16 protein-coding genes and 1 riboswitch are annotated in these 19,630 nt (G+C 57.3%); of the genes, 4 read left to right on the top strand and 12 right to left on the bottom strand.

Going from position 1 to position 19,630, the window contains the following annotated elements:
- Nucleotides 1-23 precede the first annotated feature (23 nt).
- Nucleotides 24-1,013 (bottom strand): GTP 3',8-cyclase MoaA, encoded by a 990-nt coding sequence (moaA, locus tag AOY24_RS03870; protein WP_043001302.1) that lies wholly within the window; start codon nt 1,011-1,013, stop codon nt 24-26.
- A riboswitch (molybdenum cofactor riboswitch) is annotated at nt 1,001-1,143 on the bottom strand. Its footprint overlaps the gene before it by 13 nt.
- A 267-nt stretch (nt 1,144-1,410) precedes the next feature.
- On the opposite strand from moaA, the gene yvcK reads away from it, so the two are divergent.
- Nucleotides 1,411-2,319, top strand: coding sequence for a uridine diphosphate-N-acetylglucosamine-binding protein YvcK (gene yvcK / locus AOY24_RS03865; RefSeq protein ID WP_043001303.1), 909 nt, complete (start codon nt 1,411-1,413; stop codon nt 2,317-2,319).
- A 107-nt stretch (nt 2,320-2,426) separates the two neighbouring features.
- On the opposite strand, the gene uvrB is transcribed toward yvcK, so the two are convergent.
- The 5 genes from uvrB to bioB form a co-directional block, all read right to left on the bottom strand.
- Entirely contained in the window at nt 2,427-4,448 is a 2,022-nt protein-coding gene (uvrB, locus tag AOY24_RS03860; protein ID WP_043001304.1) for an excinuclease ABC subunit UvrB, read from the bottom strand.
- Between the two features lie 564 nt (nt 4,449-5,012).
- Nucleotides 5,013-5,699, bottom strand: a complete 687-nt coding sequence (bioD, locus tag AOY24_RS03855) for a dethiobiotin synthase (protein WP_046401466.1) — start codon at nt 5,697-5,699, stop codon at nt 5,013-5,015.
- Nucleotides 5,692-6,447: a malonyl-ACP O-methyltransferase BioC gene (gene bioC, locus AOY24_RS03850; RefSeq protein ID WP_054176172.1), complete on the bottom strand. Its 756-nt coding sequence runs from the start codon at nt 6,445-6,447 to the stop codon at nt 5,692-5,694. The genes bioD and bioC overlap by 8 nt, the downstream gene beginning before the upstream one ends.
- Entirely contained in the window at nt 6,431-7,588 is a 1,158-nt protein-coding gene (gene bioF, locus AOY24_RS03845; RefSeq protein WP_044268012.1) for an 8-amino-7-oxononanoate synthase, read from the bottom strand. The genes bioC and bioF overlap by 17 nt, the downstream gene beginning before the upstream one ends.
- Nucleotides 7,585-8,625 (bottom strand): biotin synthase BioB, encoded by a 1,041-nt coding sequence (bioB, locus tag AOY24_RS03840; RefSeq protein WP_043001309.1) that lies wholly within the window; start codon nt 8,623-8,625, stop codon nt 7,585-7,587. Before bioB ends, bioF begins: the two co-directional genes overlap by 4 nt.
- 76 nt (nt 8,626-8,701) lie before the next feature.
- Between bioB and bioA the strand changes: the two genes are divergently transcribed.
- Both bioA and AOY24_RS03830 read left to right on the top strand, forming a co-directional pair.
- Nucleotides 8,702-9,991 (top strand): adenosylmethionine--8-amino-7-oxononanoate transaminase, encoded by a 1,290-nt coding sequence (gene bioA, locus AOY24_RS03835; RefSeq protein ID WP_054176184.1) that lies wholly within the window; start codon nt 8,702-8,704, stop codon nt 9,989-9,991.
- A gap of 58 nt (nt 9,992-10,049) precedes the next feature.
- Nucleotides 10,050-10,526, top strand: coding sequence for a kinase inhibitor (locus AOY24_RS03830; protein ID WP_043001310.1), 477 nt, complete (start codon nt 10,050-10,052; stop codon nt 10,524-10,526).
- A 94-nt stretch (nt 10,527-10,620) separates the two neighbouring features.
- Here the strand turns inward: AOY24_RS03830 and hutH are convergent, their stop codons facing one another.
- From hutH to hutI, 5 genes are all read right to left on the bottom strand, one after another.
- Nucleotides 10,621-12,141: a histidine ammonia-lyase gene (hutH, locus tag AOY24_RS03825; protein ID WP_054176171.1), complete on the bottom strand. Its 1,521-nt coding sequence runs from the start codon at nt 12,139-12,141 to the stop codon at nt 10,621-10,623.
- 1 nt (nt 12,142) lies between these two features.
- Nucleotides 12,143-13,828 carry a urocanate hydratase gene (gene hutU / locus AOY24_RS03820; RefSeq protein ID WP_043001312.1) on the bottom strand — a complete coding sequence of 562 codons (1,686 nt, stop codon included), beginning with the start codon at nt 13,826-13,828 and terminating at the stop codon, nt 12,143-12,145.
- 169 nt (nt 13,829-13,997) lie between these two features.
- Nucleotides 13,998-14,723, bottom strand: a complete 726-nt coding sequence (locus AOY24_RS03815; RefSeq protein WP_054176170.1) for a histidine utilization repressor — start codon at nt 14,721-14,723, stop codon at nt 13,998-14,000.
- 24 nt (nt 14,724-14,747) lie between these two features.
- Complete coding sequence (gene hutG, locus AOY24_RS03810; RefSeq protein WP_054176169.1) at nt 14,748-15,689, bottom strand: formimidoylglutamase; 942 nt, start codon at nt 15,687-15,689, stop codon at nt 14,748-14,750.
- A complete protein-coding gene (gene hutI, locus AOY24_RS03805) occupies nt 15,686-16,909 on the bottom strand; it encodes an imidazolonepropionase (protein WP_054176168.1) in 1,224 nt (407 codons plus the stop codon). The genes hutG and hutI overlap by 4 nt, the downstream gene beginning before the upstream one ends.
- 222 nt (nt 16,910-17,131) lie before the next feature.
- Here hutI and AOY24_RS03800 point away from each other — a divergent pair, with 222 nt between their 5' ends.
- Nucleotides 17,132-18,415 (top strand): putative acyl-CoA thioester hydrolase, encoded by a 1,284-nt coding sequence (locus tag AOY24_RS03800; RefSeq protein WP_043001316.1) that lies wholly within the window; start codon nt 17,132-17,134, stop codon nt 18,413-18,415.
- Nucleotides 18,416-18,480: 65 nt separating this feature from the next.
- Here AOY24_RS03800 and pgl read toward each other — a convergent pair whose 3' ends face one another.
- On the bottom strand, nt 18,481-19,476 hold the full coding sequence (gene pgl / locus AOY24_RS03795; protein WP_044328846.1) for a 6-phosphogluconolactonase: 996 nt from the start codon (nt 19,474-19,476) through the stop codon (nt 18,481-18,483).
- Nucleotides 19,477-19,630 lie beyond the last annotated feature (154 nt).

Here is a 19,630-nt window from a genome sequence, read left to right as displayed (position 1 = left end):
GAATACTCCTTGTTCAAGCGGCGTTAACCGCCGATGTATGAGAGGTTCTGGGTAATACCGGTGTTGTTCTGGTGCAGGAAATGGGTCTGCTTTTTCTCACGCAACGCAAGCGAGATACGCGCTTCGAGCGCGTCTTGTTGCCCATCGTCTTCCAGCAAATCACGCAGGCTGACGCCACCCTCGCCGAACAGGCAGAGATGAAGTTTACCCACGGAGGAGACGCGCAGACGGTTGCAGGTGGCACAGAAATCTTTTTCGTACGGCATGATGAGGCCGATTTCACCCTCATAATCGGGGTGACAGAACACCTGCGCCGGGCCGTCACTGCGCTGGCGTAGCTGGTGGATCCAGCCGCGACGCAACAGTTCGTCACGCAACACCTGACCGGAGATGTGGTGTTTACGGAACAGTTCGCTGCCCTCACCCGTCTCCATCAGTTCGATGAAACGCAGTTGAATGGGGCGCGTCTGGATCCAGCCAAGAAAAGTATCGAGCTGATGATGATTCACATCGCGCATCAGCACGGTGTTGACTTTAACTTTTGCAAAACCGGCATCAAACGCGGCGTCGATGCCCGCCATCACCTGCTGGAATTTATCCTGCCCGGTAATCGCGTGGAACTGACGCGCATCAAGGCTATCAACGCTGACGTTAATGCCGGTCAAACCCGCATCGCGCCAGTGGGCGGCATCACGCGCCAGACGGTAGCCGTTGGTGGTCACCGCCAGTTGACGAATCGCCTCGTTTTCACGCACGGCGGCAATGATGTCGGTAAAATCACGACGCAGAGAAGGTTCGCCACCGGTCAGGCGCACTTTTTCGGTGCCCAGGTTAGCAAAGGCGCGAGTCACCCGACGAATTTCATCGACGGAGAGAAAACCTTTATTGGTGACGCCGCCGGGCTTGTAGCCATCCGGCAGACAGTATGTGCAACGAAAGTTACACACATCGGTAATCGACAGACGCAAATAGTAAAACTTGCGCGCGAAAGCATCGGTCAGTTGTGTGGCCATGTACACCTTTCCAAATACGGGAGGCGAAGTCATTTCTTCCTGCGCCCTGGTGGCAATGCGTTTGCGTTGTCACGGCCAAAGCACCGTATCATTTGACCCAGGTGCAGAGGCTAGAGTGTTAACTGTGGTTATGGCGATACTAGCGTGTAAACGAACATAATGCTATTTACACTTAACGATGTATAATCATATATATAGCGCCATGATCGTGCCATTTCGTTACAGAATAAGCAAAAATAGCACTTTTGCATTGATGTATATCATTTCGCTGTCAGGCATTCGCCCCCCTAAAGGAGTAGTGCGGCAGAATTTATTTTCTCAACTTGCCGTTAGCGAATTGCTGAAAAGCCCCTGTTTGCGCTACTGTAGCGCGGTAAATCTGACTTCAGGAACTTTTATGCGCAATCGTACGCTGGCTGACCTGGATCGTGTCGTCGCTCTCGGCGGAGGGCATGGATTAGGACGCGTTCTCTCTTCCCTCTCCTCCCTGGGTTCACGCCTCACCGGTATCGTGACCACCACCGATAACGGCGGTTCGACGGGGCGTATTCGCCGCTCGGAAGGGGGAATCGCCTGGGGCGATATGCGCAACTGTCTCAATCAGTTGATTACCGAACCGAGCGTCGCTTCCGCGATGTTTGAATACCGTTTTGGCGGTAATGGTGAACTTTCAGGCCATAACCTCGGAAATCTGATGTTAAAGGCGCTCGACCACCTGAGCGTGCGGCCTCTGGAAGCCATCAACTTAATTCGTAATCTGCTGAAAGTGGACGCACATTTAATCCCCATGTCAGAGCTGCCAGTTGACCTGATGGCGATCGACGATCAGGGGCATGAAGTGTACGGCGAAGTGAATATTGATCAGCTCACCTCGCCCTTGCAGGAACTGATGCTGTCACCGAAGGTCCCCACCACCCGGGAAGCGGTGCAGGCGATTAACGATGCCGACCTGATTATTATCGGTCCGGGCAGTTTTTACACCAGCCTGATGCCAATCCTGCTGCTGGAGGATCTCGCACAGGCGCTGCGCCGTACGCAGGCGCCGATGGTCTACATCGGCAATCTGGGCCGGGAATTGAGCATCCCCGCCGCAAGCCTGACGCTTATCGATAAGCTAACCATTATGGAGCAGTATGTCGGCAAGAGAGTCGTTGATGCGGTTATCGTGGGGCCGAAGGTGGATGTCTCTGCGGTCAGCGACCGGGTGGTGATTCAGGAAGTGCTGGAGGCCAGCGATATTCCCTATCGCCATGACCGCCAGTTATTGCACAGCGCGCTGGAGAAAGCCGTACAGGCGCTGCGGTAAAGGGTTTATTGCCTGATGGCGCTACGCTCATCAGGCCAACTTATCTACTCTGCAAACTACCAGCGAACAGGCCGGATAAGGTGGTTACACCGCCATCCGGCAATCTCTCACGACGCAGCGATAAACAGTTCACGCAGCTGATGCAGTTGATCGCGGATCTGCGCGGCCTCTTCGAATTCCAGGTTCTGCGCATGCTGCATCATCTGCCCTTCGAGCTCGTGAATCTTCTGTTGCAGCGCTTTTGGCGTCATGTCCAGTTCCACCACATCCGATTGCACTGCGGAACGCGATTTGCCTCGGCCCTTCGCTTTGGTTTTCGCAATGTTCTGCCCCAGCGCCAGAATATCGACCACTTTTTTATTCAGGCCCTGCGGAGTAATGCCGTGTTCTTCATTGTACTGCTGCTGTTTCTCGCGACGACGCTCGGTTTCGCCAATCGCCTTCGCCATTGAGGCCGTAATTTTGTCACCGTAAAGAATCGCCTTCCCGTTGATGTTACGCGCCGCACGACCGATGGTCTGTATCAGCGAACGTTCGGAACGCAGGAACCCTTCCTTGTCGGCGTCGAGAATCGCCACCAGCGACACCTCAGGCATGTCGAGACCTTCGCGCAACAGGTTGATCCCCACCAGCACATCAAACTCGCCCAGACGCAGGTCACGAATGATCTCCATACGCTCGACGGTATCGATGTCCGAGTGCAGGTAACGCACCCGCTCACCGTGTTCTTCCAGATACTCGGTGAGATCTTCCGCCATACGCTTGGTGAGCGTGGTAACCAGCACGCGCTCGTTGATCTCTGCGCGCTTGCGGATTTCAGAGAGCAGATCGTCCACCTGCGTTGCCACCGGTCGCACTTCAATGACCGGATCCAGCAACCCTGTCGGACGCACCACTTGATCAACCACTTCTCCGCCCGATTTCTCCAGCTCGTAATTGCCCGGCGTCGCAGACACATATATGGTCTGCGGAGCCAGCGCTTCAAACTCTTCGAACTTTAACGGACGGTTATCCAGCGCCGATGGCAAACGGAAACCGTACTCCACCAGCGTCTCTTTACGCGCCCGATCGCCACGATACATCCCGCCAATCTGCGGGATGGTGACGTGGGATTCATCCACCACCAGCAAACCGTCAGCGGGCAGATAGTCAAACAGGGTCGGCGGCGGCTCACCCGGCCCGCGTCCTGACAGAAAGCGCGAGTAGTTTTCGATCCCCGAGCAGTAACCCAGCTCGTTCATCATTTCCAGATCAAACTGGGTACGCTGACTCAGGCGTTGCTCTTCCAGCAGTTTGTCGTTGGCGAGCAGGATTTTGCGACGTTCAGCCAGTTCGACTTTGATCTCTTCCATCGCCTGCACAATGCGCTCACGGGGGGTCACGTAGTGCGTTTTGGGGTAGATGGTGTAGCGCGAAATAGTGGATTCCACCTGCCCGGTCAGCGGGTCAAACAGCGACAGACGCTCCACCTCTTCATCAAACAGCTCCACACGCAGCGCGATGTCGTCAGACTCCGCCGGGAAGATGTCAATCACCTCACCGCGCACGCGGAAAGTCCCGCGCTGGAACGCCTGATCGTTACGGGTATATTGCAGTTCAGCCAGTCGCCGCAGAATGGCGCGCTGATCGATAATCATGCCCACCGTCAGGTGCAGCATCATCTTCAGATATAAATCGGGATCGCCCAGACCATAGATGGCAGAAACGGAGGCCACGACGATCACGTCACGACGCTCCAGCAACGCTTTGGTGGCCGACAGACGCATCTGCTCGATGTGTTCATTCACCGAGGCATCTTTTTCGATGAAGGTGTCTGAGCTGGGAACATACGCTTCCGGCTGATAGTAGTCGTAGTAGGAGACGAAATACTCGACGGCGTTATCCGGGAAAAACTCTTTCATTTCACCATACAGCTGCGCCGCCAGCGTTTTGTTGGGTGCCAGCACCATCGTCGGTCGCTGCAAATCCGCGATCACATTCGCAATGGTGAACGTTTTCCCCGACCCCGTTACGCCAAGTAGCGTCTGATGCGCCAGGCCGTCCTCCAGTCCCTCTTCCAGACGGCGTATCGCCTCAGGCTGATCGCCGGAAGGTTTAAATGCGGAATTCAGTTTGAACGGTTTACTCATGAGCAGCTACCTGAAGGAATGAGCGGGCAGGTGTGTAATTTTACTCGCAGAAGATAATATTGCCAGTAAAATATACTGGATGAAAAAACAGTAACGCCTCATAAAATTTGTGTTACGCATGATAAAAGCGGATCGGAGATGGCTATAATTTCACCGCTGGCAAGATATTACACTATGAAGCGGGTTTATCCCCAGACCATTGACTTCGTTAACATTGTCAAGATGCGTGATGAAAGTTTTATTGCATTCAATGACCACAATATGACAGCCATTGATTTTATCTAACGCGCTGTAAATTAAAGGATATTTTATAAAGACGCCTTTCGCACCAATTCGGCTGGAAGCCGCGTAATCTCTCGCTTGCCTTGTGTTTTCTAACTCTAATACACAAGGTTATCCACAGGAATGGTGGATAACTGCCTGCAGGCCATATGGTCTGCCGCCTGGCAAATTCCCGGTCCAACCCACCAGGCAGCACATAAAAAAAAATTATCGCTAAATTTTGATTTTTATCAGCTAAAGAAGTGTCCCTGGCAGGCGAGATCTTGCTCGCAATTTCGCCTTTTACTCACCCGCGAGTAAAGCGAGATCCAGATATTGTCCTGTGGCCGCATTTTCGGCTCCCGCCGCCAGCCACGGGATTTCGCCTAACAATGGCGCAGGGATGACCCGTTTAAGCGTCGCCAGATACTCATGATGGCGTTTTCCCGGCGGCGTGACGTCATTCGCCACCCACCCGACAAGCGGAAGTCCTGCCTGCTGTACCGCCTGCGCGGTCAGCATCGCATGGTTTATACACCCCAGCTTCACGCCGACGACCAGGACCACCGGCAGGCGCTCGATCTGCACCCAATCAGCGAAGGTAAAATCCTCCGCAAGCGGGGTAAACCAGCCGCCAGCACCTTCCACCAGCAGCCACTCCGCCTGCGCGTCCAGCGCGCGCAGGCCGTCTGACATCACATCAGCACGAATTGGCCTTCCCTCATCAGCGCTGATGATATGCGGCGAGGTGGGTTCCGCGAAGGTGTAAGGATTCACCGCCGCGTAGTCCAGCGCCAGACTGCTGTTGCGCTGAAGCGCCAGGGCGTCGCTGTTGCGCAGTCCCTCTGGCGTCATGTCACTACCTGATGCGACAGGTTTATACCCGGCCGTCCGATAACCCAGACTGCGCGCCGCCTGGAGCAGCGCACAGCTGGCGACGGTTTTACCAACTTCCGTATCGGTACCGGTGACAAAATAACGTTTAGTCACGTGCAATCACTCCTGCAAAAAGATGGTAGGTCAGCAGATATTTCCCCTGCCGCTGCGGCCAGGCCAGTTGAAGCTGCTGCAACTGCGAGCGGGTTAAGACGCGCGGCTCGCGCCCCTCGTGCAAATGGGTCGCGCCGATGCCTTTCAGTGAGCGCATAGCGCTCAGGGCGTCATCAAACTCCAGCGTCAGGGAGATTGATTGATGATGCCCTTGCCAGCCGTGCATCGCTTCACACAGCGCCTCGCGGGATAAAAACCGGTTGCCGTGCGCCCGCTCATCCACCGCGCGCCAGGCCTGATGAAGCTCCGGTAGCGAATCCTGGGCCAGCGTGGTGAAAGCCACGCAGCCACCGGGGCGCACGACCCGATACAGTTCGCTCAGCGCCTGATGCAGACTGTTACACCATTGCACGGCCAGATTGCTCCAGGCCAGGTCAAACGTTGCGCTGGCTAACGGCAGTGACTCAATGTCGCCGGTGAGATAGTGATGCGCCACGTCCTGGCGACGCGCCTCGTCCAGCATGCGGGCAGAGAGATCCAGCGCGGTGACCTGACACCCCAGCTCGCGCCAGTAGCGACTCAAACGCCCCGGCCCGCAGCCGGCATCCAGTACCTGTAAAAATGGGCGTTCCGGCAGTTGCGCCAGCAACGCGTCGGCGCTCAGGCGCTGCAATGTGGCGTGCTGCTCATAGTGCGCTGCCGCACGACCAAACGCCGCCGCGATTGCCTGTTTATTTACCTGCCCCATGCAGCACCTCCAGCAATCGGTCGATATCCTCAGGCTCATGCGCCTGAGTTAAGGTCAGTCGCAGACGGGCTGTCCCGGCGGGCACGGTCGGCGGACGGATCGCCGTGACCCAACATCCCTGACGGCGCAAGGTGTCCGCCAGCTGCAATGCGCGCGCATTTTCGCCGACAATCAGCGGCTGGATGGCGCTGTGCGACTGCGCCAGCATGAAATCGGGATGGTTGATAGCCGAGCGGAAGCGCTGGATCAGCGCAGTCAGTTTCTCCCTGCGTGCGTCACCTTCCTGACTGCGAATCACCGAAAGCGACGCCTGTAACGCCATCGCCTGCGCGGGCGGCATGCTGGTGCTGTAAATCAGATGACGGGCGAACTGCAGCAAATAATCGGCAACGTTTTCAGAGCACAGAATCGCCGCACCGCTGACGCCAAAGCCTTTGCCGAATGTTACGACCAATAGCTCAGGTTTTACCCGCTGCTGCCAGCAGCTCCCGCGACCCGCTTCTCCACTGACGCCAATGCCGTGGGCATCATCCACCAGCAACCAGGCATTACGCGCCTGTGCGGCCTGCTGAATGTCCACAAGCGGCGCATTGTCGCCATCCATGCTGAACACGCCTTCGGTCACCACCAGTTGATGCCCGGAACAGGGGGCGCCAAGCAGGCGCGTGAGATGCGAGGCGTCGTTATGGGTAAAACGGCGAAGCTGCGCCGGGCAAAGACTAGCCGCTTCCAGCAGCGAAGCATGGCTGAGACGGTCAGCGACAATCCGGTCATCCTTTTCCATCAGCGCGGTAATCACCGCCTGGTTTGCGGCGAAACCGGAAATAAACAGTAACGCGCGCGGATAGCCCAGCCAGTCGGCCAGTTCCTCTTCCAGTTGCTGATGGGCAATGGAATAACCGCTGACGTGGCCCGAGCCGCCGCTGCCGACGCCAAATCGCTCCGCCCCCTGCTGCCAGGCACGAAGGATATGCGGATGGTGACTCAACCCCAGATAATCATTGCTGGAAAAATTGAGATAGCGCTGGTCATTCGTCTCCAGCCAGCGACCGGCTCCCTGCGCTACCACATAACGTCGGCGCAACGTATCCGCCGAACGACGCGCCGCCAGCGCATCGTCGATTTTGTGTTGCCAGGTCATACGGCAGCCGCGTTGTAGTAATCGTCAGTATCCGGTGTCAGCAGCGCCTGCTCCAGACGCGCACGCTGCTCGTTATCCCCGGCGAGCACCGCCGTTTGCTGCGGATTCAGCCCCAGCTTATGGAAAAGCTGAAGATCTTTGTCCTCTGCCGGGTTTGGCGTGGTGAGCAGTTTGCAGCCGTAGAAAATAGAGTTGGCGCCAGCCATAAAGCACATGGCCTGCGTTTGTTCATTCATCTGCTCGCGACCGGCAGACAGGCGCACATACGAGGTCGGCATCATGATGCGCGCCACGGCAATGGTGCGAATAAAATCAAATGCGTCGACGTCATCGTTATCTGCCAGCGGCGTACCTTTCACCTTCACCAGCATGTTGATCGGCACACTTTCCGGCGGGGTCGGCAGGTTTGCCAGTTGCAGGAGCAACCCGGCGCGATCGGTCACCGTTTCGCCCAGGCCGACGATGCCGCCGGAACAGACCTTGATCCCGGCCTCGCGTACTTTGTCCAGCGTGTCGAGTCGCTCCTGGTAGGAACGGGTGGTGATGATGTTGCCGTAAAATTCCGGCGAGGTGTCGAGGTTGTGGTTGTAATAGTCCAGCCCCGCCTCCGCCAGCCGTTGCGCCTGTGATTCATCAAGTGTGCCAAGCGTCATGCAGGCTTCCAGTCCCAGCGCTTTCACCCCCTGAACCATCTGCTGCAAATATGGCATGTCGCGCTCGTGCGGGTTCTTCCACGCCGCACCCATGCAGAAACGAGTGGAACCGGCGTTCTTCGCCTGGCGCGCCGACTCCAGCACCTGCTCAACTTCCATTAGCCGCTCAGCTTCAAGGCCGGTTTTATAGCGCGAACTTTGCGGACAATATTTGCAGTCTTCCGGGCAGGCGCCGGTTTTGATCGACAACAGTGTGCTGACCTGCACCTGACGAGGATCGAAATGCTGACGGTGGATTTGCTGCGCCTCGAAAAGCAGATCCAGCAGCGGTTTTTCAAATAATTCGGTGACTTGCGACAGCGTCCAGCGAGAATGAGTGGTCATAATTTTATACGTTTTGTGGTGATAAGGGTGTAGACTTGTAAACCTAAATCTTTTTAATTTGGTTTACAAGTCGATTATGACAACGGACGATCTCACGTTTGATCAGCGCCACATCTGGCACCCCTACACCTCTATGACCTCCCCGCTACCGGTCTATCCTGTTGAACGGGCCGAGGGCTGCGAACTGATTTTATCCAGCGGTGAACGCCTGATTGATGGCATGTCGTCGTGGTGGGCCGCGATTCACGGCTACAACCATCCGCAGCTCAATGCGGCGATGAAAACGCAGATAGACGCCATGTCGCATGTGATGTTTGGCGGGATCACGCATGCCCCCGCCGTCAACCTGTGCCGTAAACTGGTCGCCATGACGCCCGCGTCGCTGGAATGCGTGTTCCTCGCCGATTCCGGTTCCGTCGCGGTGGAAGTGGCGATGAAAATGGCGCTGCAATACTGGCAGGCCAAAGGGGAATCCCGTCAGCGCTTCCTGACGTTCCGTAACGGCTATCACGGCGATACCTTCGGCGCGATGTCGGTCTGCGATCCGGACAACTCCATGCACAGCCTGTGGAAGGGCTATCTGCCTGAAAACCTGTTTGCCCCTGCGCCGCAAAGTCGAATGGACGGCGAGTGGGATGAGCGCGATATGGTGGCCTTTGCACGCCTGATGGCCGCACATCGTCATGACATTGCGGCAGTGATTCTCGAGCCGATTGTTCAGGGCGCGGGCGGAATGCGGATGTACCATCCGGAGTGGCTGCGCCGTATCCGCAAAATGTGCGACCGTGAAGGCATTCTGCTGATTGCGGATGAAATCGCCACCGGATTTGGCCGCACGGGCAAACTGTTTGCCTGCGAACACGCCGGGATCGCGCCCGACATTCTGTGTCTGGGAAAAGCGCTGACCGGCGGAACGATGACCCTTTCAGCCACCCTGACCACCCGCCAGGTGGCGGAAACCATCAGCAACGGCGAGGCGGGCTGTTTTATGCATGGTCCGACGTTTATGGGCAATCCGCTGGCTTGCGCGGTGGCGATCGCCAGCCTGTCACTACTCGAATCCGGCGACTGGCAGGCGCAGGTCTCGTCCATTGAAACCCAGCTACGCCAGGAACTCGCCCCGGCGCAGACATCGCCATGGGTGGCTGATGTCCGCGTGCTGGGAGCGATTGGCGTGGTGGAGACGACGCATCCGGTTAATATGGCGGCCCTGCAGAAATTCTTTGTGCGACAGGGTGTGTGGATCCGCCCGTTTGGCAAACTCATCTACCTGATGCCGCCGTATCTCATCCAGCCAGAGCAACTGCGCCGCCTGACGCAGTCCGTGAACGACGCTGTGCGCGACGAAACATTTTTTAACGGGTAACTGGCGGTAAGCTGTGCGGTTTCTGGCTACACTTTTTGGCGAGAATTAAGGAGAGTGCATGAAAGTAATCAGCAACGATTTTCGCGACGGGGAAAAACTCCCCCTGCGCCATGTCTTCAACGGTATGGGTTATGAAGGGGATAATATTTCCCCGCATCTGGCCTGGGATGAAGTGCCTGCCGGAACGAAGAGTTTCGTGGTGACCTGTTTCGACCCCGATGCACCGACCGGCTCTGGCTGGTGGCACTGGGTGGTGGCTAATTTACCGGCCGATACCCGTGTTCTTACCCAGGGCTATGGCTCCGGGCTGGTCGCCGTGCCAGACGGCGTTATCCAGACACGAACCGATTTCGGTAAAGCGGGCTATGGCGGCGCGGCGCCGCCAAAAGGCGAAACCCACCGCTATATCTTTACCGTTCACGCGCTGGATGTGGACAGGATTGACGTCGATGAAGGTGCCAGCGGGGCGATGGTCGGATTTAACGTCCATTTCCACTCGCTTGCCAGCGCCTCAATTACCGCGATGTTCAGTTGATCGCTGTTGTGCCGGATGACGACGCTCACGCGTCTTATCCGGCCTACGGGAGGGATTCACAGACCGGATAAGCGTTAGCGCCATCCGGCGCGGTTCAAAGAAATTCCGGCACGAGCTGCCGCAACGCCCCCTGTGCAAGCAATTCTGTCGCACGCTCAATATCCGGGGCGAAGAAGCGGTCCTGGGTGTAATGCGCAACCTGCTCACGTAATACCGTTCGCGCCTGCTCCAGCAGCGGGCTTGACGTTAATCCTTCACGCAAATCGATCCCCTGACACGCGGCCAGCCATTCGACGGCCAGCACGCCGCGAGTATTCGCCGCCATTTCCCACAACCTGCGCCCTGCCGCCGGTGCCATCGAGACATGATCTTCCTGATTCGCCGACGTTGGCAGGCTGTCCACGCTGTGCGGATGCGCCAGCGCTTTGTTCTCGCTGGCAAGCGCCGCCGCCGTCACCTGGGCAATCATAAAGCCGGAGTTCACGCCCCCGTTTTTGACGAGGAAAGGCGGCAACTGCGACATATGCTTATCCATCATCAGCGCAATACGGCGTTCGGACAACGCGCCAATTTCAGCAATCGCCAGCGCCAGATTATCTGCCGCCATCGCCACCGGTTCAGCATGGAAATTACCGCCTGAGATAACGTCTCCCTGCTCAGCAAAAACCAGCGGATTATCGGAGACCGCATTGGCTTCCGCCAGCAGTACGTCCATCACCTGACGCATCTGTGTCAGACATGCGCCCATCACCTGCGGCTGACAGCGCAGAGAATACGGGTCCTGCACCTTTTCGCAATTGTGGTGCGACTGAGACAGCGCGCTGGTCTCCGTCAATACATGGCGATACAGCGCCGCCGCGTCGATCTGTCCACGCTGCCCCCGCGCGGCGTGTATACGCGCATCAAACGGACGGCGAGACCCTAACACCGCTTCGGTGGTTAACGATCCGCACATGACAGCCGACGCGAACAGCTCTTGTGCTTCAAACAGTCCGCGTAACGCAAACGCCGTCGATGCCTGTGTGCCGTTAAGTAACGCCAGCCCTTCTTTCGCCGCCAGCGTAATCGGCTCCAGGCCGGCTTTTTTTAACGCTTCCGTCGCCGGTAACCATTCCCCCTGCCAACGCGCCTTTCCTTCCCCCAGCAGCGTGAGCGACATATGGGCCAGTGGCGCTAAATCACCGGAGGCGCCTACCGATCCTTTCGCCGGGATGTGCGGCCAGACTTCGGCGTTCACCAGCGCAATCAGCGCTTCTATCACGCTAAGGCGAATACCAGAGAAGCCGCGCGCAAGGCTGTTTATCTTCAGCACCATGATCAGGCGCACCAGTGCGTCATCTAAGGCATCACCCACGCCTGCCGCATGGGACAGCACCAGCGAACGTTGCAGGTTTTGCAGATCCTCATTGGCGATGCGCGTCTGCGCCAGCAGACCAAAGCCGGTGTTAATGCCGTAGGCCGTGCGGCCCTCAGCGACAATGGTGTTGACGCAGGCCACGCTGGCGTTAATGCCGTCAATAGCGCTGGCATCGAGGCGCAGTTTAACCGGCTGCTGCCAGACTTCGCGTAGTTGTGAAAAACTCAGATGGCCCGGCGTTAAGGTCATGGTATTCATATCAGCGTTTCCCCTGCGTTGCCGCAACCATCGGCAGATTCAGCCCTTGTTCCACAGCGCACGCCACGGCAATATCGTAGCCCGCATCCGCATGACGCATTACGCCGGTCGCCGGATCGTTATGCAAAACCCGGGCAATGCGCTCGGCGGCTTCATCGCTACCGTCACAGACAATGACCATCCCGGCATGCTGTGAGAAGCCCATTCCCACACCGCCGCCGTGATGCAGCGATACCCAGGTCGCCCCGCTGGCCGTGTTGAGTAGCGCATTGAGCAGCGGCCAGTCGGAGACGGCGTCAGAACCGTCGCGCATCGCTTCGGTTTCGCGGTTGGGGCTGGCGACAGAGCCGGAATCCAGGTGGTCGCGACCGATCACAATTGGCGCAGACACTTCCCCCCTGCGCACCATTTCGTTGAATGCCAGACCCAGTTTTTGCCGCCATTCGAGCCCCACCCAGCAGATACGCGCTGGCAGCCCCTGAAAATTAATGCGCTCCCGCGCCATGTCCAGCCAGCGGTGGAGATGTTCGTCATCCGCCACGATCGCTTTCACTTTGGCGTCGGTTTTATAAATATCCTGCGGATCGCCGGAAAGCGCCACCCAGCGAAACGGCCCAATGCCGCGGCAGAACAGCGGGCGAATATAGGCCGGTACGAAGCCAGGAAAGGCGAAGGCGTTTTCCACGCCCATCTCTTTAGCCATCTGACGAATGTTGTTGCCGTAATCGAACGTCGGTACGCCCATGTCGTTGAACGCCAGCATCGCCTCCACGTGTTTTGCCATCGAGCGCTTCGCTGCCTCTACCGTACCCTGTGGATCGGCGAGCGCTTTTTGCTGATAGGTTTCCCAGTCCCAGCCGGAAGGCAGATAACCGTGCAGCGGGTCATGAGCGCTGGTCTGGTCGGTAACCATGTCCGGACGCACACCGCGCTTCACCAGTTCGGGCACCACATCCGCCGCATTGGCGCACAGAGCAATCGATACGGCTTGACCTTCGCGGGTGTATTTTTCGATACGCGCCAGCGCATCATCAAGAGATGTCGCCTGTTCATCGACATAACGAGTGCGCAGACGAAAATCGATACGACTCTGCTGACATTCAATGTTCAGGGAACAGGCGCCTGCCAGCGTCGCCGCCAGTGGCTGCGCGCCGCCCATGCCGCCGAGCCCGGCGGTTAACACCCAACGCCCGCGCAGGTCGCCGTCGTAGTGCTGCCGTCCCGCTTCAACAAATGTTTCATAAGTGCCCTGCACAATTCCCTGACTGCCGATATAGATCCAGCTTCCGGCCGTCATCTGTCCGTACATCGCCAACCCTTTCGCATCCAGTTCATTGAAATGCTCCCAGGTCGCCCAGTGAGGCACGAGGTTGGAGTTGGCAATCAGCACGCGCGGAGCGTTCTGGTGAGTTCTGAACACACCAACCGGTTTACCAGACTGGACCAGCAGCGTTTCGTCCTCTTCCAGTTGGGTCAGGGCGTTGACAATCGCGTCATAGCATTCCCAGTTACGGGCCGCGCGGCCTATACCGCCATACACCACCAGCTCATGTGGGTTCTCGGCGACGTCGGGGTCCAGGTTGTTCATTAACATGCGCAATGGCGCTTCGGTCAGCCAGGATTTGGCCGTCAGCGTTGTCCCTCGCGGGGCGCGGATATCTTGCTGACGAAACTTGCTATGAGACATAACAACGACTCCTCACGGACATGCCGGAAAAGGTTTATCCGGCAAAGGGAATGATCGGGTGTGAGGTAAAGATATACTTGTCTATACAAGACATAACAAGATGCAATTTAACAAATAAGATACATTTTTGTTATATTGCGTCAGCAATCACGCTTTCAGTCCGCGTGCGTCAGGAGGAGAAGTGGCCCTGCAAGCGGTAACGAGAGCCCGGAAAGAGTAACCGCGCGTGAGAAACGATCTGCGAGGCGGACCATGTGGTACGACGAATGAGCAGGCAAGGATCGGTCTCGCCGATGTCGAGTAACGCGCACTCTTGCGTCGTGGCGCGCACCGCTTCAACAATGTGCTCCCCTTCCGTCAACGGGGCAATCAGCGACAAATATGCATGCGGCGTGGTCTGGCTGTAATCCTGCGCCAGATATTCCGGCACAATGTCGGCATTCACACAGCGATCTTCAATCTGTACCGGCTGGTCGTTTTCAAAATGTACTATCACAGAATGAAAAATCGCCGTACCTTCCGTCACCTTCAGCGCCGCTGCCTGCCGCGCATTGGCCGGTTTCTTTTCCAGAATCAGCACCTCGCAGTGATGCCGATGCGCCCGTGCGGCAATTTCGTCGGCAATACTGCGAATTTCAAACAGCGCGGACTGGCCTTTCGGCTCCGCGACAAAGGTTCCCACCCCCTGCAGGCGCACCAGCATCCCTTCGTCAGTCAGTTCACGCAGCGCCCGGTTGATGGTCATCCGGCTGAAGCCGTACTGCGCCACCAGCTCCGCTTCCGACGGAATACGATCGTGCGGCTGCCAGACGCCGCTGGCGATCTTTTCGCTAATCTCGCGTTTAACCGTCTCATAAAACGGCGCGGGAGCAGAACGAGGGCGAGAAAGTGTCATGGGAATGTTTACCTTATCAATCGATTACTGCCACCAGTGGGCGATTTGCCAGCCAAGCCGCGCCGCCACGCGTGCCGACCTGCCATCATTATCAAAGCGCGGATTAAATTCAACCACATCCACCGCCTGGAGCTTACCGCTGCGGCAAACAGGTTCAATCAATTTCAGCAGGGTCGCCAACGGTACGCCCAGCGCCGCAGGCGCCGATACGGCTGGCATCTCTCCAACGGGCAGGACGTCGAGATCGACAGTCAGATAGAGTTTATCCACCTCGCTGATAAACGCCGCCAGTTGAGCGTGGGCGTCATTACTCTGCAAATCTTCCACCACCAGCACGTTGCGCTTGTGCGCCTCATCCCACAGCGCCTGGGTGTTTGCCGCCCGGCTAACGCCGATGCACGCATAGCGGAACTCACGCTGCTGCTGGTCGCAAAGCTGCGCCAGTTGACGAAACGGCGTGCCTGAGGTTGCCCGCCCAGCGTTACGCAGATCCAGATGCGCGTCGAGATTAATGATCCCTACCCGCTCGCCAGGGAATGCATCGAAAATGCCCGCTCCATGACCGAATGCCGTTTCGTGCCCGCCGCCAAGAACGAAGGTGCGCATCCCCGCCTGCTGACATTGACAGACCGCATCACGTAGTGCTTGCTGCGCCCCTTCCAGATCCGCTGTCGGGGCCAGCAGATTCCCCATATCCACCAGTCGCTCGTGTCCCGCGTGACTCGCCAGGTTAGCCAGCGCTGAACGCAGCGCGTCCGGCGCACCGGCGGCACCAGGACGCCCATGATTACGCTTGACCCCCTCATCGCAGGCAAAGCCGAGCAGCGCTATCCTGTCGCGGTATCGCTCTGGCGAAAACGTCAGGCTGCGATCGATCGTCTGAAACAGGCGCAGCGCGTTCGCGGCTTCGCCGCTGTCATCTCGCCCCCGCCACAGGTCAGGGGCAGCCGCTTCCCATTGCGTCATGTGATTTGTCCTCGAAATATGCGTAGATACAGCGGGTTGCGCCCAGGCTCATAGAGGATCTCCACCGGGTTTTGCGCATCCCAGACGTTAAAATCGGCAACGTAACCCGCCTTTAGCTGTCCGTGCGTCGCCTGGCGGCCCAGCGCCTGAGCGGCATGACGGGTGACGCCCGCCCATGCCTCTTCCGGCGTCAGTCCGAACTGAACGCAGGCCATGTTCATCGCCAGATGCAAGCTGATAAAGGGACTGGTGCCGGGGTTGAAATCGGTCGCCACCGCCATAGGTATCTGGTAACGGCGCAGCAACTCAACGGGCGGATGCTGCGTCTCTTTAAGGAAATAGAACGCCCCCGGCAGCAGTACGCCAACGGTGCCGCTGTGACGCATCGCGGCCACGCCCGCTTCATCAAGATATTCAATGTGATCCGCAGAAAGCCCATGATAGCGACTGACCAGTTGCGCTCCACCCAGCAGAGACAACTGCTCGACATGCCCTTTGACCGGAATGCCCGCCGCCTGCGCCGCGCGCAATACCCGCTCGCTTTGCGCCAGGGTAAAGCCCACGCTCTCACAGAACAGATCGACCGCTTCAAACAGCCCCTTTTCCCATAGCTGCGGCAGTATCGTTTCGCAGACGTGGGTGATATAGCCGTCAGGATTGTCACGATACTCAACCGGCACGGCATGGGCCGCCAGCAGCGTGGGGCTGATTTCGATAAGATTCTCTTCGGCCAGGCGGGCCGCGACGCGCAGCATCTTTTCTTCGGCTGTCGCATTCAGGCCATAGCCGGATTTCACTTCCAGTAGCGTCACGCCCTCGCGCATCAGACGCGCGATCCGCGCCTGAGCAGAGGCTAAAAGCGCCTCCTCCGTCGCGGCACGCGTCGCCGTCACGGTGGCGTTAATCCCGCCGCCCTGCGCACTAATCTGCTGATAAGAAACGCCGTTCAACCGTTGCTCCCACTCGCTGGCGCGATTGCCGCCAAACACCAGATGAGTGTGACAATCAATCAACCCAGGCGTCACCAGACGTCCTTGCAGGTCATGCGTATTGGCATGCGCAGTCGGGAGTGAAGCCTCTGGCACAATCGCCAGCACCCTTCCCTTACGGATAATCAGCGCATGATGGTCCAGCATGCCATACGGTGCCGTCTGCGCCGGATCGAGCGTCGCCAGGCGCAGGTTTCGCCAGAGCGTATCATCAGGTAACAGGGGTTCCATGCTTTCTCCAGCTTGTCTTAGGTTGTATAGACATTTATTTGAGATCGCACGCGGGAAGTCAATCATCCCAGGCAAATATGTTATTTAATTGTGACTTTGACGGTACCCGAATCCGCGAGGAGGGGTTTAAAAACAACTTTTTAGCTTTTCACCTTTCTGTTTTGCTCAACTTAGTATAAAAAAGCAGGCTTCAATGGATACTTTTATAGCCCGGAGCAACTCGTGAACACATCATCAGTTTCCCGTCTGGCGCTGGCACTGGCTTTTGGCGTGACGCTGACCGCCTGTAGCTCTACCCCGCCGGATCAAATTCCTTCCGATCAAACCGCGCCAGGAACCTCCTCGCGCCCGATTTTATCGGCGAATGAAGCGCAGAATTTTGTCGCTAAAAACTATTTTTCTTCCCTGACGCCGAACACCGCGCCGTGGACGCCATCTTCAATTTCTCTGCCTGCGCAGCCTGACTTTGTGGTCGGCCCGGCCGGTACGCAAGGCGTTACCCACACCACCATTCAGGCGGCGGTGGATGCGGCGATCACTACGCGCACCAACAAACGTCAGTACATTGCGATTATGCCGGGTGAGTATCAGGGGACTGTCTATATCCCTGCGGCACCAGGCAGCCTGACGCTGTACGGAACGGGTGAGAAACCGCTGGACGTGAAAATTGGCGCGGCAATTGACGGTGAAATGAGCACCGCTGACTGGCGTCATACAGTGAATCCGGGCGGGAAATATATGCCTGGTAAACCGGCCTGGTACATGTTTGACAACTGCCAGAGCAAACGCGGCGCGACTATCGGCGTGATGTGTTCAGCGGTATTGTGGTCACAGAATAATGGCCTGCAGTTACAGAATCTGACCGTTGAAAACAATCTTGGCGATAGCGTGGATGCGGGTAACCACCCGGCCGTTGCGCTGCGCACCGACGGTGACAAAGTTCAAATCAATAATGTGAACATTCTGGGCCGCCAGAACACCTTCTTTGTGACCAACAGCGGCGTGCAGAACCGTCTGGAAAATAATCGCCAACCGCGTACCCTGGTGACCAACAGCTATATCGAAGGTGATGTGGATATCGTTTCCGGTCGCGGCGCGGTGGTGTTCGATAACACCGACTTCCGCGTAGTGAACTCGCGTACTCAACAGGAAGCGTACGTCTTCGCGCCTGCAACGCTTGCGAACATTTATTACGGTTTCCTCGCCACCAACAGCCGCTTTACCGCCGCCGGTGACGGCGTGGCGCAGTTGGGTCGCGCACTGGATGTCGACGGCAACACCAACGGTCAGGTCGTGATCCGTGATAGCGTGATTAACGAGGGCTTTAACATGGCACAGCCGTGGGCTGACGCCGTGATCTCTAAACGTCCATTCGCGGGCAATACCGGGGCGAAGGATGATAAAGGCGAAACCCAGCGTAACCTGAACGACACCAACTTTAACCGCATGTGGGAATACAATAACCGCGGTGTGGGCAGCAAAGTCGTGGCTGCGCCGAAGCAGTAAGCATAAAAAAACCGGCATCACAGGATGCCGGTTTTTATTTATCGGTTGGCTAATAAGCGCCCCTATTAATACGCGTTAACCACCACCCACATCGGGCCCTGGCCTACCGCATAACGTCCCTTCTCCGTTAACAGCCCCTGCTCACCGGCAATCTCGTACACCGCGATATGGTGTGACTTCTGTCCGGCAGCAATCAGGTATTTCCCGCTATGGTCAACGTTGAAACCACGCGGCTGCGTTTCGGTTGGCTGGAAGCCTTCTTTGGTCAACACGCTGCCATCTTCTGAAACGCTGAACACGGTAATCAGGCTGGCGGTACGGTCACAGGCATACAGATGACGACCATCCGGCGTAATGTGAATGTCCGCCGCCCAGCGGGTGTCGGAGAAATCAGCCGGCATCATGTCCAGCGTTTGCACGCATTCGATATCACCGTGCGGATCTTTCAGTTCCCAGACGTCCACAGAGCTGTTGAGCTCGTTGACGCAGTACGCGTATTGCCGATTCGGGTGGAACGCCATATGGCGCGGACCGGCCCCTTCAACGGTGGTCACTTCCGCAGGCTCTTGCGCCACCAGCTTACCGTCATCGCTGAGGGTAAACAGGCAGATACGATCCTGCTTCAGCGCAGGCACCCACAGGGTGCGGTTGTCCGGGGAGATATTGGCGGAGTGACAGCCATCCATTCCCTCCACCACATCCACCACCCCAACCGGCAGGCCGTCTTCCAGACGGGTGACGCTGACGTTACCCGCGTTATAGGAGCCAACAAAAACAAAACGGCCATGATGATCGGTTGAAATGTGTGTCGGGCTACCCGGCAGCGCGGATTCTGCGGCAAACGTCAGCGCACCATCATCCGGCGCAATCCGGTAAGCCAGTACGCGGAATTCAGGACGCACGCCCACGTAGAGATAACGTTTATCCGGGCTGACCACCATCGGCTGAACCTGCCCGGGCACATCAACCACCTGTACCAGCTTCAATGCGCCATCATGATTCAGGCTCCAGACATGGATCTGTTGGCTTTCAGGGCTGGCGGTATAAACGGTTTGCTTCATGAATGCTCCTCTGCTTTAGGCAACTGGCTGCAAAAATGGAATACAGCTTAACGTAGTCGCTTTTAACGGTGAATGCTGAATATACGCACAAAATTTTGCCTGCTCCCCGTCCCGGTGTACCATTCAGGCAGACAAAACTTCAATGTTAATCGGG

The organism is Citrobacter sp. CtB7.12 (assembly GCF_001297795.1).
GTDB classification, from domain to species: Bacteria; Pseudomonadota; Gammaproteobacteria; order Enterobacterales; family Enterobacteriaceae; genus Citrobacter_A; species Citrobacter_A amalonaticus.
The sequence above is the reverse complement of the archived record's forward strand: the minus strand, read 5'-3'. Positions and strand labels throughout refer to the sequence as shown.